1 protein-coding gene is annotated in these 1,187 nt (G+C 62.4%); it reads right to left on the reverse strand.

Annotated elements, in window-relative coordinates; translation table 11 throughout:
* Positions 1-78: 78 nt before the first annotated feature.
* Entirely contained in the window at positions 79-750 is a 672-nt protein-coding gene (locus JNW87_RS38910) for a reverse transcriptase domain-containing protein (RefSeq protein WP_255544865.1), read from the reverse strand.
* Between the last annotated feature and the right edge of the window lie 437 nt (positions 751-1,187).

The following is a 1,187-nucleotide window of genomic DNA, read 5'->3' on the forward strand; positions in this document are numbered from 1 at the left end:
ATCTCTTCCCGATCACCCAAGGTCAACATCGCACGCACAGCGGAACATCCTGTCCCACCCAACCGCCAAGATCAAATGCTACGACCGGCTGAACCTGCCCACAATTCTGGTCTTGTCGGGATGCAGTTCCAGCCCTACCTCTGCCATCCTCTTCCCGAGGGCCGCCAGCACTTGCCGGGCTTGGACCTCGCTGACGCAGTGCACCACCGCGTCATCCACATAGCGTTCGAAGCCGACGCCCGGGAACTCCCGGGCCATCCATGCATCGAACGCGTAGTGCAGAAATAGATTGGCGAGTACGGGCGAGACCGCGGAACCTTGCGGGGTCCCCCGCTCCCGGATCTGCAACGACCCGTCGGGCAGCTGCAACGGCGCTTCGAGCCACCGTTTCACATACAGCACCACCCACGGCAACTCGGTGTTCGCCTCGACTGCTTTGACCACGAGGTCCCACGGCACGCTGTCGAAGAACTTGGCGATGTCCAAGTCGATCACCCAGTTCGTCTGCCAGCACCGCCGGCGACACGCCGCTACCGCGTCGAGGGCAGAACGCATCGGACGATACCCATACGAGTCCGGATGGAAGATCGACTCGACCTTGCCCTCCAACACCCTGGCCACCACCGTCTGCGCGACCCGATCGGCCACCGTGGGCACCCCCAAAATTCTGGTGCCCTTCCCGTAGCCTTCGCGATCTCCACCGCACGCACCGGCGGCGGGAAATACGATCCCGACGACATCCGATTCCAGACCCTATACAGATTTCCCTTGAGGTCAGCCTCGAACGCGGCGATCGATCTCCCATCCACACCCGGTGCACCCTTGTTCGCCTTGACTTTCTCCCACGCCTCCCAGACAGCCCGCTTCGAAATATCGAACGGCTTGCCTGGTGCTTTCAACTCGTCCACGCGACTCCTCCCGGACTCACGTCCGGTTGATCGAACGAACACAGTCACGAACAACCCGGCCCCTTCGCTCCAGTCCGATTACAGGACCTTCACCGCTACTACGAACCGGTCCGCCAGCGCGCCCCGCGACGGTACTCACTCCCTCACGGTCCTCCCGCTTCGAGATACTCCCTATCGCCCGTACGTATTCAGCTTGAGTGAGCTGGGGGCATCCACGGTCCGGTGGTGAACAGCTGTTTGAGCACGTCGAGTGCGTCCAGGCCGTGCTTGGCGGCGGTG

Origin of the sequence: Micromonospora sp. ATA51, assembly GCF_016802855.1 — a bacterium.
GTDB classification, from domain to species: domain Bacteria; phylum Actinomycetota; class Actinomycetes; order Mycobacteriales; family Micromonosporaceae; genus Micromonospora; species Micromonospora sicca.